Source organism: Terasakiella pusilla DSM 6293, from assembly GCF_000688235.1.
GTDB lineage: Bacteria > Pseudomonadota > Alphaproteobacteria > Rhodospirillales > Terasakiellaceae > Terasakiella > Terasakiella pusilla.
On record NZ_JHYO01000020.1, the window covers coordinates 14,719 to 27,436 of the forward strand.

The 12,718-nt window shown below is 50.9% G+C and carries 13 protein-coding genes; 8 read left to right on the forward strand and 5 right to left on the reverse strand.

Annotated features, from left to right (window positions below; translation table 11 throughout):
• Nucleotides 1–9: 9 nt before the first annotated feature.
• Genes Q397_RS0113730 through Q397_RS0113740 form a run of 3 tightly spaced genes read right to left on the reverse strand, consistent with a single transcriptional unit; the run spans nt 10 to nt 2,880 of the window.
• The gene (locus Q397_RS0113730) at nt 10–378 is read right to left on the reverse strand and encodes a response regulator (protein WP_028879904.1); all 369 of its coding nucleotides are present in this window, start codon (nt 376–378) and stop codon (nt 10–12) included.
• Nucleotides 379–401: 23 nt separating this feature from the next.
• Nucleotides 402–1,601, reverse strand: a complete 1,200-nt coding sequence (locus tag Q397_RS0113735; protein WP_038013983.1) for an aminotransferase class I/II-fold pyridoxal phosphate-dependent enzyme — start codon at nt 1,599–1,601, stop codon at nt 402–404.
• Nucleotides 1,602–1,614: 13 nt separating this feature from the next.
• On the reverse strand, nt 1,615–2,880 hold the full coding sequence (locus Q397_RS0113740) for an MFS transporter (protein ID WP_028879906.1): 1,266 nt from the start codon (nt 2,878–2,880) through the stop codon (nt 1,615–1,617).
• A gap of 104 nt (nt 2,881–2,984) precedes the next feature.
• Between Q397_RS0113740 and Q397_RS0113745 the strand changes: the two genes are divergently transcribed.
• Nucleotides 2,985–3,695 (forward strand): substrate-binding periplasmic protein, encoded by a 711-nt coding sequence (locus Q397_RS0113745; RefSeq protein ID WP_028879907.1) that lies wholly within the window; start codon nt 2,985–2,987, stop codon nt 3,693–3,695.
• 2 nt (nt 3,696–3,697) lie between these two features.
• Here the strand turns inward: Q397_RS0113745 and apbC are convergent, their stop codons facing one another.
• Nucleotides 3,698–4,810, reverse strand: coding sequence for an iron-sulfur cluster carrier protein ApbC (gene apbC / locus Q397_RS0113750; RefSeq protein WP_028879908.1), 1,113 nt, complete (start codon nt 4,808–4,810; stop codon nt 3,698–3,700).
• A 152-nt stretch (nt 4,811–4,962) separates the two neighbouring features.
• Between apbC and hflK the strand changes: the two genes are divergently transcribed.
• From hflK to Q397_RS22605, 5 genes are all read left to right on the forward strand, one after another.
• Complete coding sequence (gene hflK, locus Q397_RS0113755; protein ID WP_028879909.1) at nt 4,963–6,075, forward strand: FtsH protease activity modulator HflK; 1,113 nt, start codon at nt 4,963–4,965, stop codon at nt 6,073–6,075.
• A complete protein-coding gene (gene hflC, locus Q397_RS0113760) occupies nt 6,075–6,941 on the forward strand; it encodes a protease modulator HflC (RefSeq protein ID WP_028879910.1) in 867 nt (288 codons plus the stop codon). Before hflK ends, hflC begins: the two co-directional genes overlap by 1 nt.
• Nucleotides 6,942–7,015: 74 nt before the next feature.
• Nucleotides 7,016–7,201, forward strand: a complete 186-nt coding sequence (locus tag Q397_RS0113765; protein WP_028879911.1) for a DUF2065 domain-containing protein — start codon at nt 7,016–7,018, stop codon at nt 7,199–7,201.
• 81 nt (nt 7,202–7,282) lie between these two features.
• On the forward strand, nt 7,283–7,942 hold the full coding sequence (locus Q397_RS24275) for a type 2 periplasmic-binding domain-containing protein (protein ID WP_028879912.1): 660 nt from the start codon (nt 7,283–7,285) through the stop codon (nt 7,940–7,942).
• A gap of 137 nt (nt 7,943–8,079) precedes the next feature.
• Complete coding sequence (locus Q397_RS22605; protein ID WP_051610027.1) at nt 8,080–9,570, forward strand: DegQ family serine endoprotease; 1,491 nt, start codon at nt 8,080–8,082, stop codon at nt 9,568–9,570.
• Nucleotides 9,571–9,638: 68 nt separating this feature from the next.
• Here the strand turns inward: Q397_RS22605 and Q397_RS24280 are convergent, their stop codons facing one another.
• Nucleotides 9,639–10,259, reverse strand: coding sequence for a transglutaminase-like cysteine peptidase (locus tag Q397_RS24280; RefSeq protein WP_051610028.1), 621 nt, complete (start codon nt 10,257–10,259; stop codon nt 9,639–9,641).
• 170 nt (nt 10,260–10,429) lie between these two features.
• Between Q397_RS24280 and Q397_RS0113785 the strand changes: the two genes are divergently transcribed.
• Nucleotides 10,430–11,794, forward strand: a complete 1,365-nt coding sequence (locus tag Q397_RS0113785) for a TrpB-like pyridoxal phosphate-dependent enzyme (protein ID WP_028879913.1) — start codon at nt 10,430–10,432, stop codon at nt 11,792–11,794.
• 90 nt (nt 11,795–11,884) lie between these two features.
• The gene (locus Q397_RS22615) at nt 11,885–12,667 is read left to right on the forward strand and encodes a hypothetical protein (RefSeq protein ID WP_051610029.1); all 783 of its coding nucleotides are present in this window, start codon (nt 11,885–11,887) and stop codon (nt 12,665–12,667) included.
• Nucleotides 12,668–12,718 lie beyond the last annotated feature (51 nt).

Genomic DNA, 12,718 nt, shown 5'->3' on the forward strand with positions numbered 1-12,718 from the left:
ATTTAAAAATCAATTCGAAGACAAACGGGCCACGGCGTCCAGCAAGGCTTTTTGTTCAACCGGCTTAATTAACATGCGGTCAATCTGGGCTTCTTTCAGCTTGATCGCCGCATAGGGCGACATTTGATCCCCCCCGCCCGTAATCACCAATACTTTGGCATCGGGGCGATGTTGCTTGACGGCTTCGACAACATCAAAGCCATCTTTTTGCGGCATCATCAGGTCTGTGATCACAATATCAAAATCTTCCTGTTCGATCCGCGCAACCGCGTCCCGACCATCTTTGACGCTGTCCACTTGATACCCCACACCCATTAAAATTGCTTCATAAGCAAAACGGATTTCGGCGACATCTTCCGCGATCAATACCTTTACCATGGTCCCAGACACTCCAATGCGGGCTAGAGAATACCTGCAATCCGCGTCAAGGCTTCTTCAACGATATCTTGTTCATGAACCAGCGCAACACGAATATAGGTTGTGCCTGGATTTTTACCATTTGCGTCGGTTTTTGCAAGATAATTCCCCGGAATGACCCGCACACCGGCCTTTTGCCAAATCTCAAGGGTCGCAGCTTCCGCATCGTCCCAACGCTCGCTCACATCCAGCCAGAGGAAGAAGCCGCCTGCCGGGCGATAAAAGCCCAAACGCGTGCCCAAAATCCGCTCCGCCGCATCGATTTTGGCCCGATAAAGGTCGCGGTTTTCCGCCACATGGGTATCGTCATCCCACAGCGCCGCAGACGCCGCCTGCAAAGGCAGCGGCATGGACGCCCCGCCATAGTTCCGCAAATTGACAAAAGAATTAATCAACGCCGGATCACCCGCCACAAAGCCAGATCGCAGCCCTGCCGCATTGGATCGTTTAGACAGGGAATGGAACACCAGCAGGTTTTTCAACGTGCCGCTTTCCTGCGCCAGTTCCAGCGCGCCACACGGTTTGTCCGTATCATACAATTCCGCGTAACATTCATCCATCAGGAGGGTGAAATCATAGGTGCGTGCCAGCTCCAAGGCTTTACGTAAATAGGCTTTATCTGCGACCATGCCTTGCGGATTCCCCGGAGAACACAGGAACAACAGGGTTGTTTTTTCCCAGGTTGCGGCCTCCACCGCTTCAAGGTCGGGCATAAAACCGTTTTCAGGACCGGCAGGGAGATAAACCGGCTCCGCCTCATTCATCACCGCAGCGCCGACATAGACCTGATAAAACGGATTCGGCACCAAAACCAGCGGCTTTTCCTGCCCATCCTTTGCCCGATCAATCAACAGGTTGCCGATCAAAAACAAAGCTTCACGGGTGCCGCAAACAGGCAAAATCGCATCGATATTCACAAAGTCCGGCTTTAGGTCATAGCGGCGATCCAGAAATCCTTTGATGGCGGTGCGCAGTTCCGGCGTGCCACCAACAGGGGGATATTTGTTCCATGTGGTATCATTGGCATTTATGGTGTCTTGCAACAAGCGCGGCGGCTGATGCTGCGGCTCCCCGATGGACATGGCAAGCGGTTGCAAACCTTCCGGCAGTTCGTGATGGTCAAGCAGGTCACGCAAACGCTGAAACGGATAATCACTCAAAAGGGAGAGAGAAGAATTCACCATAATGTAAAAGCCTTTAGTTTTTATGCTGCCCTCGAATATCGGGCAAGTAGCGCATGAGAGCAACCCCGATCACGAAAAAGATCAAGATTGTTGCCATGCCGGCGCGTTGGGATAGAAACAGGTCGGTGACCAACGCAACCACAAACGGTCCCACGAAGGCTGTCGCCTTGCCAGAGAACGCATAAAGTCCAAAAAATTCGGTGCGCATATGCGCCGGTGCAATCAAGGTCATATAGGTCCGGCTCGCCGCTTGTGCCGGTCCCATAAACAAGCCGAGGAACAGACCTAAAATCAGGAAGTGAGTTTTATCGGTCACCAGCAGGGTCAAAATGCCCAAGACCAATAGACAACACAGCGCGATCATAATCACCCGCTTTGGCCCCCAACGATCATCCAGCCAGCCAAACAAGGCCGCGCCAATCCCGGCAGTGACATTGATCCCGATCCCGAAAATAATCAGTTCGCTAAACGTCATATTGAACGTACCTGCCGCATATATGCCGCCAAAAGCAAACAAGGTGTTCAGCCCGTCAATATAGATCATACGGGTGACCAAAAAGGCGAAGACCGGGCGATGGTCGCGCCATTGACGCAAGGTTTTACCCAAAACCGCCAAGCCTTCACGCACCGCTTGGCCCATGCCTTTTGTCACAGGTTTATCTGGCACCCATAAAAACAAGGGCAAGGCAAACAACGCATACCACACCGCCACAAACGGGCCGGAAATACGCAGATGTTCCGCCAGCTCTTTATCCAAGCCAAACAAAGGCGTATCAGTTTGCACAAACAGGACCAACACAAGGGCCAGACCACACAAGCCGCCAAAATATCCAAGCCCCCACGCCATCCCTGACAAGCGACCTTCCTGCCCCGGCACCGACAGATCGGGCAACATGGCATTATAAAACACCATCGCCATTTCAAATCCGAACGTTGCCATCGCCACACAGGCCAAAGCCAGCGCGATTGAACTTTCTTCAGGGGTGGCAAACCATAACGCAGCCGAGCCCAGAATACACAACAGCGAAAACAGAAAAATCCACGGCTTGCGCGCCCCGCGCCTGTCCGCAATCGCCCCAAAAACCGGTGCGCACAAAGCAATCATCAAGCCTGCAAAAGACGTTGCATAACCCCACAACGCCGTACCTGTCACCTCGTCTGCCGCAATGCCTTTGGAGAAATAGGCGGCAAACACAAAAGTTGTGATCACCGTCGGAAAAGCAGAATTGGCAAAATCAAACAAAGCCCAAGCGGTCTGGCGAAAGAGGGTGGGGGTCATAAAAACTGCCTTTGCGAAAAAAATGCCAACGTCTCATCCTGTTTGGGGGTGACCACATAAACGTATTGTGCCACTTTAGTGTGAAATGACTTTAAAGGACAACCGTGCGCGCTTTATTTTTTCTTGTCACCTTTATATTCACCATTTCCCCTTTGCAGGCTGCAGATAAAATCAAAGTGGTGACAACCGAAATCCCTCCTTACACGATAGAAATCGGGATGCGCCCCGGCATTATGATCGAGCTGATAAAACTGATCGAAGACCGGATCGGGCACAAGCACGACATCACCTTTTACCCTTGGGCACGCGCACAAATGCTGGTCCAGTCCAATCCCAACCATATTATTTTCCCCCTAGCACGCAACTCGGAACGTGAAGATAAATATGACTGGGCTCTCAAGGTCATGCAGGTGGATGCTGTCTTTGTAACCTTAAATGGACAAAAAGTTTCACTCAAAGACGCAAAAAATCTGAACCACATCACCGTGCAACAATCCAGCCCCTTTGAAACCCTGCTGAAAGAAAAAGGGTTCACAAACGTCATCGCATCTGCGCGCACACCCGATCAACACCTGCGACTGCTGGAAAAGGGGCGTGTTGATGCATGGTACACATCAAAGGACCATGCGCAATACACCATGGCTGACACACCGTTTGCCTCAAAAGCCTTGTTCAGCGATCCGGTTAAAAGCGAAGATGTTTATATGGCTTTTTCAAAAAAATTCCCGCCTTCTTTGCGTCAAAAATATATTGATATATTCAACGAGCTCAAAGAAGACGGGATGATTGATCACATTCGCAAACAATATCGTTAAGGTCAGTCGAAAACGATCTTCGGCCCTTTACTGGCGCCCAACTGTTCTAGTGCCTTATACCAGACTTTATCGGCAATCGCCTTATAGGCCTTGGCATGTTCGCTGTCAGGGTCAGAGACAACAATCGGTTGACCGCCATCGGATGTTTCACGGATTTTGATATCCAGCGGAATTTCCCCAAGGAAATCAGCACCTTGTGCTTCTGCCGTCTGACGTGCGCCGCCATGACTAAAGATGTCTGTGCGCTCCCCACAATGCGGGCAGGAGAAATAGCTCATATTTTCCACGATCCCGAAGACCGGAATTTCCACTTTGCGGAACATATTCAAGCCCTTGCGGGTATCCAGCAAGGCAATATCCTGCGGTGTGGAGACGATCACGGACCCTGTCAGCGGCACTTTTTGCGCCATGGTCAACTGCACATCCCCTGTGCCCGGTGGCATATCCACAACCAGCACATCCAGCGCGCCCCAGTTCACGTCGCGCATCAACTGTTCCAGCGCGCCCATCACCATCGGGCCACGCCAGATCATGGCTGTATCTTCTTCGACCAAAAAGCCGATGGACATACATTTGATACCATGATTTTCCATCGGTTCTAAAATCTTGCCATCCAAGCTAAACGGCTGTTGCCCGGCAAGACCCAGCATGCGCGGGATGCTGGGACCGTAGATATCCGCATCCAGCAGACCAACTTTCAAGCCTTTCGCCGCCAAGGCCAAAGCAATGTTAACCGAGGTTGTCGATTTCCCCACACCACCTTTGCCACTGGACACCGCGATAATGGATTTCACATCCGGCATCAACGCGCCCTGTTGCTGTGGCTGTGGGCGTCCTTGTTGCGGGGCTTGGGCTGATGCCGGTTTTTCAGCGGTCAGAACAGCGGTCACACTCAAGACCCCCTCAAGGGCATGAACGGCTTTTTCCGCCGCCGCGCGGATGGGTTCAAAGTCTTTGGCGCGCGCGGGATCCCCAATATCAATGGTAAAGGCGACATGACCGTCTTTGGTTTGCAGTCCAAGCACCATGCCGGCACTTACGATATCGGTCCCTTTTACCGGGTCGTCGATTCCTTTTAATGTGTCGAGAACTTTTTGTTCTAATTGGGCGGACATGCTTGAAAACTCCTTCATGTAGGATAAATATTATCTTTAACTGCGCGTTGCGTTGCAAAAGCTGTTGCTGTCATATAAGACTGTATGACGACTTTTGCCAAGTGCAACAATCTATAACCTTTGACTAAAGTTAACATAGGGAAATACCCAATATGTCATGGAACAATCAGGGCGGCGGCCCTTGGGGCGGTGGTGGAAACAACCAGGGCCCTTGGGGTCAAGGACCAAAACGACCCAACGGTGGCGGCAATGGCGGCGGTGGACCGACGCCCCCCGATCTTGAAGAAATGCTGCGCAAAAGCCAGGAAAGCATGAAAAAGTTTCTTCCCGGCGGTATGGGTGGCGGGAAACTCGTCGTTCTCGGTCTGATCGTCATCCTTGCGATCTGGATTGCGTCGGGCTTCTATCGCGTTAACACCAACCAGCAGGGTGTTCAGCTTCTGTTTGGAAAATATGTCTCTTCCACCAGTCCGGGCCTGCATTGGAACTTTCCTGCGCCGATCGGTGACGTTCTGACACCCCAAGTCACAAACGTTCGAAAAATCGAAATTGGTGTGGCGGGTCAACGCTCACGTGGATCGGATGTAGGTGAAAGCCTGATGCTCACAGGTGACCAGAACATCGCTGACGTTGAATTTGCCGTTCTCTGGAACGTCAAAGACGCGGCAAGCTTCCTGTTTAATATCCGTGATCCGGAAACCACCGTACGCGCTGCCTCTCAAAGTGCCATGCGCGAAGTTATCGGTCAGATGAGTTTGGAAAAGATCAATACAGAAGGCCGGGGTCAGATCGCGCAAGAAGCAGAAGACCTGATCCAGCAAATTCTGGATGATTATCAATCCGGCATCAACATCACCGGTGTCGAACTGGACCGTGCCGATCCGCCACAAGCGGTAATCGAAGCCTTTAACGATGTCCAATCTGCCCGTCAGGATAAAGAACGTAAACAAAACGAGGCCGAGGCCTATCGTAACAAAATCGTTCCGACCGCACGCGGTGAAGCACAAAAGCTCATTCAGGAAGCCGAAGCCTATAAAGAACGTGTCATCAAAGACGCGGAAGGTGAAGCCAACCGCTTCCAGTCTGTCTACGAATCTTATGTCGTCAACAAAGACGTCACCCGTGAGCGTCTCTACTTGGAAACCATGCAAGATGTCCTCAAAGGGTCTGAGAAAGTCATCATCGACAGCCAACAGGGCAGCAATGGCGTTGTCCCGTACTTACCCTTACCTGAACTTCAAAAACGCAATAAGGGGGCCCAGTAATGCCTAAAAAGCTAGTCGCATTTATCATTTTGCTGGTCGGTCTCTTCGGTTTGGTTTCCGGCAGTTTGTTTAAAGTTGCCGAACCCGTCCAAGCAATTGTCTTTCAGTTTGGTGATCCGCGTCGCGTGATCCAGGAACCGGGCCTGAACTGGAAAATTCCGTTCATTCAGGATGTACAGTATTTCGACAAACGTGTTCTGAATCTTGACCCGCAACCGGCAGAACTGCCGCTTGCCGATCAGAAACGTATCATCGTCGATACATATGCCCGTTACAAAATCACAGACCCGTTGAAGTATTTTCAGGCGGTTCAGGGTTCTGAACGTGCATTCACTGACAGCTTTGGCCGTATTCTGAACCGTTCTGTTCGGGATGCTATTGCGAAAGTTGCCATGGTTGACCTGCTTTCTGAAAAGCGTGTTTCGGTCATGACTGAAATCACCGAAAGCGTACGCAAAGCGGCTCCGCAATATGGGGTGGAGATTGTAGACGTGCGTATCGGCCGTGCCGATCTGCCTGCACAAATCTCCAACAACGTGTTTGACCGTATGCGGACAGACCGGGTACAGGTTGCCAACCGCCTGCGTGCGGAAGGCGACGAGATCAAGCAACGTATTACAGCCGAGGCAGAACGTACCAAGACTGTAATCCTTGCCGAAGCCCGTCGTACCTCCAACATCCTGCGCGGTGAAGGCGATGCCCAGCGAAACGTCGTGCTGGGGGAAGCTTATGGCAAAGACCCTGAGTTTTTCCGCTTCTACCGTTCAATGGAAGCCTATCGTGAAGCGTTGGGCGAAGGCACCTCTATGGTGTTGTCACCGGATAGTGAATTCTTCACGTATTTTGGAACACGTCCTTCCAAATAACGGCTGATCAAGCTATTGAAACCCCGTGTACGCAACACCGTCACGGGGTTTCTTTTTTTTCAACAGGAAATTTTATGTCAGACTTTTTTGTAGCGATCGGGCTGGCGCTCGCCCTTGAAGGCATTCTCTATGCCTTATTTCCCGAAGGAATGAAAAAAATCATCATGCAGGTTCTCACGATGCCAGCATCGGCCGTGCGCACAACCGGTGTTACACTTGCCCTGATCGGTGTCGTTATTATCTGGTTAATTCGAGGATAATAATATACTCTTCTATAGATGATGAAATACTGGTCAAAATGGCTCCTTCTTTTTGCTCTCGTCACCTTTCCCACCACGGGAATGGCGAAAAGTTATGCGTTGGCTGCAATTGAAGACAACCCCTATCAAAAAGCCATCGGGCACCTGCTGCGCGATGCCTTTTCAGAAATGGGGCATACACTGATCGTGACCTACCTGCCGGGCAAACGCGCGCTCGTTATGTCCAATGCCGGATACCTTGACGGTGAAGTCGCCCGGGTTGCGACCACCAGCAACAGCTACCCTAACCTTATCAAGGTTCCCGTTGCGATCGGGCAGTTCAAAGCAACCGCTATCACCTATCAAGCCCCCGACGTTTACGAAAATTTTGAACAATTCAAACCCTATCGCTTAGGGATTTTGCGCGGCGTCATCTGGTCAGAAAAATGGACCTACAACTATAGCCATATCTATGCCAACAACTACAACGAAATGATCCGTATGCTAAAGGTCAACCGCTTTGCCTACGCCTTTGGTGATCATGCGATCTTTACTCAGATCAAAAAAACGACAAACGACACTTTCAAGATTCTGGAACCGCCAATTTTCCAATACAACCTTTACCCCTTTATCCATAAGTCCCACGCGGCACTTATTCCCGATTTGGTCAACGCTCTCAAGCAGATCGATATGACAGAAGGACTGGACACGCGATTGCAGCGATATTTCCACAGCGAACTGCAACACTATCTTAAAAATTGAAACAAACTGTTACAAAATTGCCTTAGCCAAGCCAATTTTGCACTTCATGCTGTCCACAATGACGCAATACTTGCGATTTTTCTCCTACAAGATACATTGGTTCCAATGTTTTGAAGCAAAGAGGCGAGTTGACAAAAATGAACAACATCAGAAACAACCGACAACGGCCTGCACAAGCCCAAGCCCAGGCAATAAATCTAAAACTCTGGATTATTGCGACCTTGAGCGCCTTTGGTCTATTGATCACCATTCTCGCACAAGCGAACGCGCGCCCTGCGCCGGAAAGTTTTGCCGATCTTGCAGAAAAACTTCTGCCCGCGGTCGTCAATATTTCCACCACACAAACGGTCACCGCCCATGGGCAAATGCCCCAAGGCGTGCCTGATTTTTTCCGTGAGTTCTTTGAACGGCGCGGCGGACAAATGCCAGAACCACAACAACGCCAAGCAACTTCGCTTGGCTCCGGTTTCTTTATTGATGCAGACAAAGGGCTGGTTGTCACCAACAACCACGTCATTCAAGATGCGGAAGAAATCAAAGTTATTCTTCAAGACAACACAGCGCTGGACGCAGAACTTTTGGGCCGTGACCCCAAAACCGATATCGCGTTGCTGAAGGTCGAAATCCCCAAAGGTGTCAAAGTCAAAGACGTGCCGCTGGGTGATTCTGACAAGATGCGCGTAGGTGACTGGGTCGTGGCCATCGGCAACCCGTTTGGTCTCGGCGGCACCGTCACTGCCGGGATTGTGTCTGCGCGTGGTCGTAACATTCAAGCTGGCCCGTATGATGACTTTATTCAGACAGATGCCTCCATCAACAAGGGCAACTCCGGTGGCCCTCTGTTTAATCTGGAAGGTGAAGTGATCGGGATCAACACGGCCATTTATTCCCCAAGCGGTGGCTCTGTCGGGATCGGCTTTTCCGTACCGACAAACATTGCCAAAACCGTTATTGACGACCTGAGCGAATATGGTCGCACCCGTCGCGGCTGGTTGGGTGTACGTATCCAGACCGTCTCAGACGAGATTGCCGAAAACCTCGGCCTTGATGAAGCCAAAGGTGCGTTGGTCACCAGCGTGGCAGAAGATGGCCCGGCTGAAGATGCAGGCATCGAAAAAGGCGACGTTGTCATCACGTTTAACGGCAAAGACGTCACTGAAATGCGCAAACTGCCGCGTATCGTTGCGGAAACCGAAGTTAACAAGTCTGTCCCGGTTGAAGTCTGGCGCAAAGGCAAAGTCAAAAAGCTGACCGTTAAAGTCGGGGAACTGGAAGTGGCCGAGAAAAACGGCACAGTAACAGCCTCCAAAGTACAAAACGGCAATTCCACCATCAAAGAACTGGGCATGTCCCTCGGTAGCCTCACCGATCCGTTACGCGCCCAGCACAACATCCCGGAAGAAGCCAAAGGCGTAATCATTCTGGATGTGGTCAATGATGGCCCAGCCGCCCAAAAAGGCATCCGTGTCGGTGAACTGATCGTCGAAGTCGGTCAGAAAGAAGTCACCAGCCCGGACGAAATCCGCGAAGCGGTCAAGGAAGCGGTTAAAACCAAGCAGAAATCCCTGCTTCTCTTAATCGACGGGGAAGATGGTCTACGCTTCGTAGCGGTCAAACTGACTGAGTAATCCATGCTTTAAAACAACAAAAGGGGAGGGGCTTCGGCCTCTCCCTTTTTTTATGTGTGGGGCTGTTTTTAGGCGGGTTGCCACAATCCATGGACGGATTGTGCATAGATCAAACGATAGGTTTTGCGAAAATGCCAATCGGTCTTGATCACATTGCTGGCGTTATCCAAAATCACAACGCCATTTTCCGGTGTTTTTACAGCAAGGCAGGCATGGGCCTGATGGCTATAGATATGTTTCACGCCAATAAGAAACATATCGTCTGGTGCAACCGCCAGATCCGTCAGGCAGGCAAATTTGCTCAGGGCGAAGTCTTCACAATCTCCGCCTTTTTGTCGAAACAGAACCGGATCAGCCCACAGGTCTTCCCGCCCATAAACCGACTGATCACTGGCATAAGGAATGCGGTTCACCGCGCGATTGACCTCTTCCAGCTTCTGCGTCATCGGCAGCCTGTCTAAAGCGGGCAGGGCAAACAGATCGTGGGTTTGGGCCTTAACCAGTTTTTGCAAAAAGGCCGCGCGCTCAATCCCCCAAGGGCTGGACGACTGTAAGGTCAAGCGCCTTCCCAGCAAAAAAGTCGCCGCGTTGGTGCGCGAAAAAGCAGGCACAGACGACAGAGCAAACAGACCACACGTGCCTGCGCCCACACATTTCTGTAAGAAATTTCGCCTGTTTATCGGGTTCATCCACGCCCTTCCTTAAAAGCAACTGCTGATACTGTAGCAATCTTTTTCAAGATTCACAAACTTCGAAAGATTATAAGGTGCAATTGGTTTCCAAAGAAACCTTATTGCTCGTCTCCAGAACAATTGCTATGGTCTGTGCGGTATTTTTACACTGGGGAAGGGACCATCACATGAGCGACGATACCATCAAGTATCTATTACCCGAAAACCGCATTCCAAAGGCCTGGTACAATATCGTTGCCGACCTGCCGCAACAGCCGGAACCTGTCTTGCATCCGGGCACCAAAAAACCTGTTACGCCTGCTGATCTGGAACCTTTGTTCCCCATGTCCATCATCGAACAGGAAGTCGCAACCGAACGCGAGATCGAAATCCCGGAGCCGGTGCGCGATGTCTACAAACAATGGCGTCCGGCCCCGCTGTATCGCGCCCGTCGTCTGGAAAAAGCCTTGGGCACCAGCGCCAAGATTTTTTATAAATACGAAGGGGTCAGCCCATCAGGATCGCACAAGCCCAACACCTCAGTTGCCCAAGCTTTCTATAACAAAGAAGCTGGCATCAAAAAGCTGACCACCGAAACAGGGGCCGGTCAGTGGGGCTGCTCCCTTGCGTTTGCGGCGTCTCTGTTTGATCTGGAAGTCGATGTCTATATGGTCAAAGTGTCCTATGGGCAAAAACCCTATCGCCGCGCGCTCATGCAAACCTATGGTGCGCGCTGCGTCGCCTCCCCATCCACAGAAACACAAGCGGGGCGTGATGTGCTCGCGCAAGACCCGGACAGCCGCGGCTCCCTCGGGATCGCCATTTCAGAGGCTGTGGAGCTGGCGGCCCAACGCGACGACACCAAATATGCCTTAGGCTCCGTGCTCAACCATGTGCTCTTGCACCAGACCGTCATCGGCATCGAGGCCATGGAACAGATGGAGATGGCGGACGCTGACCCCGACGTGGTCATCGGCTGCGCAGGCGGCGGGTCCAACTTTGGCGGGATCGCGTTCCCTTACATCGGACGCAATATCCGCGAAGGCAAAAAGACCCGTATTTTGGCGGTTGAACCGGCAGCCTGCCCCACCTTGACACGCGGCACCTATGCCTATGACTTTGGCGATACGGCCCAACTCACGCCACTGACCAAAATGCACACCTTGGGTGCCTCCTTCATGCCACCGGGGTTCCATGCCGGCGGATTGCGCTATCACGGCATGTCCACCTTGGTCAGCCAATGTAAAGAATTGGGGCTGATGGACGCGGTTGCCTATCGTCAAACGGAATGTTTTGCCGCGGCTGTCCAATTTGCCCAAGCCGAAGGCATCCTGCCCGCCCCAGAATCCAGCCACGCCGTCAAAGCCGCGATTGTGGAAGCCCTAGATGCGAAGGAAAAAGGCGACGAACGCACCATCCTGTTCTGCCTGTCCGGCCATGGTCACTTCGACATGCAAGCCTACACCGACTATTTTGAAGGCAAGCTTGAAGATAAAGACTATGACGAGGTCGCTTTACAAGAAGCACTCGCCCGCCTGCCCAACGTCGGTTGATCCAAAAAAACGCCCCTGTCAAATGCAGGGGCGTTAATCAAACGAACGATATAGAATAACCTTACTGCACAAAGAAAAGGGCTATATAAAATGAAAATACGGATTGCGGCAGTTGAAGATACGGGAGATGAAATGATCTGTGACGAATATATCGGTCACGACTTTCAGTCATTTGCAGAGATCTTGGAACAGCTCTCGACGTTGGAAAAATCAGCCCCAGGTCATATCGCCTTAACGTCCTTAGATGATTTAGGCCAAGCACAATATACCTCCATACATGCGACGTTATCTAAAGACCTGGATGACATCAAAGGCCATGACCTATCAAGCCTTTCTCCAGAAAGCTTTGAAGATGGTGAACATCGCGGATACCTATCTAACAAATCTGAATTTTTCATTCGAGAAGCAAACTTTCTTTCAAAGGCTAAAGAAACCACATTTGAGGATATCTTTACCCGCCACTTATGTATTACCGATCAAGAAATAGATGCCTTAGAGCAGGTTCATGCGAATCCATTGAAATATATTGATTCAAAGGTTCTCATAAAAGTCTCCCCCGTTCAATCTTCCGCCCTTGCTCTTGTTTCATTTCCAAATGGCTACTTCTCATGTGATCTGAATCCATTTGAAAACTATGTTTTAGCAAATCACTTAGAAGAAAATTACGGTCTAAGGCTATGTGGCATGGGCGCTTCCTTACTTGGCTTCAGGCATAGCCGAAAATTCGACGTCCAAACCGCACTCAAGCTTGGCGCAGAGCTCGCAAAAATCTATCACCGCGAAAACGAGACAAGCGTCATTGAACGCTTTGCCAATCTCGTGCAAACCCATGAATATTTCTTCATAAAATATGTAGAAGAAATCAATTTATAAGACAAAAGCGTGAACGACCCATTCAAGCGCTAGGCAGTTTTGTAACTCTCA